General features: G+C 58.9%; 2 protein-coding genes and 1 pseudogene. 2 read left to right on the top strand and 1 reads right to left on the bottom strand.

The window, feature by feature from the left end; genetic code table 11:
- Both WA989_RS10365 and WA989_RS10360 read left to right on the top strand, forming a co-directional pair.
- A pseudogene (locus tag WA989_RS10365) lies at positions 1 to 405 on the top strand (succinate dehydrogenase/fumarate reductase flavoprotein subunit); the annotation flags it as partial.
- Between the two features lie 65 nt (positions 406 to 470).
- A complete protein-coding gene (locus tag WA989_RS10360) occupies positions 471 to 1,250 on the top strand; it encodes a succinate dehydrogenase iron-sulfur subunit (RefSeq protein ID WP_424340420.1) in 780 nt (259 codons plus the stop codon).
- Positions 1,251 to 1,280: 30 nt separating this feature from the next.
- Here the strand turns inward: WA989_RS10360 and WA989_RS10355 are convergent.
- Positions 1,281 to 2,302, bottom strand: a 1,022-nt coding sequence (locus WA989_RS10355; protein ID WP_424340419.1) for a GGDEF domain-containing protein, incomplete at its 5' end; no start/stop codon positions are given.

Raw genomic sequence — 2,302 nt, 5'->3', positions numbered from 1 at the left:
GTGATGCAGGAGAACGCGGCGGTTTTCCGGACCAAAGAGGTGCTCGGTGAAGGCGTGGAGCGCATGTCGGAAGTCGCCGGTGGGATGGACGACATCAAGGTCACCGATCGGTCGATGATCTGGAATTCGGACCTTATGGAAACGCTCGAACTTGTCAATCTGATGCCCAATGCGCTGGCCACGATCGTGAGTGCCGAAGCACGTCATGAGAGCCGCGGTGCGCATGCGCATGAGGATTTCCCCGACCGGGACGACGAGAACTGGCGTGTCCATACGCTCGCGCATGTCGGGCAGGACCATGCTGTCGCACTGAGCTACCGCCCCGTCCATCTCGAGCCTCTCACAGAAGAGAAGGACGGCGGCATCGACCTGAAGAAAATTGCTCCCAAGGAGCGCGTATATTAGCAAGTTCTGCGAAACGGATTAGGTATGGTCCGCAGACGCTGAGCGAATTGATCCAGGAGCGAGTTATGGTGGAACTGACCCTTCCGAAAAACAGCAGGATGGTGACAGGGAAGACGTGGCCGAAACCCGAAGGTGCTCAGGACCTCCGGGCATTCAAGATCTATCGGTACAATCCGGACAACCCGGAAAATCCGAGTGTCGACACCTATTTTGTCGATCTCGACACATGCGGGCCGATGATCCTGGACGCGCTGATCAAGATCAAGAACGAGATCGATCCCACGCTGACGTTCCGCAGATCCTGCCGCGAGGGCATCTGCGGCTCTTGTGCGATGAACATCGACGGTATCAACACGCTCGCGTGCATTTACGGGATCGATGAGGTGAAGGGGGATGTGAAGATCTATCCCCTTCCGCATATGCCGGTAATCAAGGATCTTGTTCCGGATCTGACCCATTTCTATGCCCAGCACGCCTCCATCATGCCCTGGCTGGAAACAGCGACGAATACGCCTGAAAAGGAATGGAGGCAGTCGATCGAGGACCGCAAGAAACTTGATGGGCTTTATGAATGCGTGATGTGTGCATCCTGTTCGACGGCTTGTCCGTCCTACTGGTGGAACGGAGACAAGTATTTGGGGCCAGCCGCGCTCCTGCACGCGTATCGCTGGATCATCGATTCGCGTGACGAGGCGACCGGACAGCGGCTCGACGATCTGGAAGATCCGTTCAAGCTCTATCGTTGCCATACGATCATGAATTGCACGCGAACCTGCCCGAAGAATCTCAATCCGGCCAAAGCTATTGCCGAGATCAAGAAATTGATGGTTGAACGACGGATCTGACCCGATCCGAGGGCAGGCGCAGTTGGAGTGTTATCCGCTATTCCGGCTGAGATCGGCGATCGTGCCATGGAAGTCCGGTGAGCCGCTCGCAGCAAATTCCGCACGGTCCCGACCGGCACGTTTGGCAGCATAAAGTGCTGCGTCCGCGCGGGCCTGAAGCGTTGGGCCGGGAATGTCGGCGCCGTCACAGGCCGCGCCGCCGATACTGACTGTGACGTAGACCTCATCCTCGGGCCCAACCCGGACCGGTTGCTGGCGGATCGCCATTCTGATCTTGTTTGCGACCATGCGCGCAGCATCGCTGGTCGTCTCCGGCAGAAGAACCGCAAATTCCTCACCACCGATCCGGCTCACGTGATCCTGGGTGCGGATCGCCAGCTGAAGGCGGGTCGCGAAACATTTCAGCGCTTCGTCCCCGCCTGCGTGTCCATATTGGTCGTTGATCGACTTAAAGTGGTCGATGTCGAGTACCAGCAGTGCACATCCCTTGCGGCGTGCCCCTTTGAGCAATTGAGCGTGATGGAAGCTTCGCTCGAATTCACGCCGGTTGGGCAGCCCGGTAAGCGGATCGGTCTGTGCCGATGCCCGCCAGTAACGTTCAATGCGGATCAGTTCCTGCTCTCGCTCGACGAGCGTACCGAGGATGACGGCGCAGATCACGTAGCACACTATCAGGACGGGCACCGCTGTCTCCATCAGCATCAATGCAACCGGCCAGGGCAGGAACAGAATACTTATCAACGACAGCGAAATGAGCAGGCCGAGGCCTGCAAAATGGCGCGCGCTGATATGGTCGGAGGGCCGGAGAAACTGCTGCCATACAAAGCCGAGCGCTGCGGCAAGGACGATCCCCGTGCATCCCGCGAGGGCGCCGGCACCGCCAATATGCCAGCGAAAACCTGCCGCGATCAGCGCCGCGATCAGCCCCGCGCGCCAGCCGATCATGGCTGCGGCCATTCCCACAAGCACGGCGCGGCCATCGACGAGCACCCCCTCCGAAAACGTGGTCGGTGCCAGCATCGAGAGAATGGCACCGATTCCGAAAAGCGCGC

Source organism: Henriciella sp. (assembly GCF_049649345.1).
Classification (GTDB): domain Bacteria; phylum Pseudomonadota; class Alphaproteobacteria; order Caulobacterales; family Hyphomonadaceae; genus Henriciella.
The sequence above is the reverse complement of the archived record's forward strand: the minus strand, read 5'-3'. Positions and strand labels throughout refer to the sequence as shown.

Coding starts and splice junctions, on each gene's coding strand:
- WA989_RS10360 (WP_424340420.1), top strand. CDS start 471: ATGGTGGAACTGACCCTTCCGAAAAACAGCAGGATGGTGACAGGGAAG.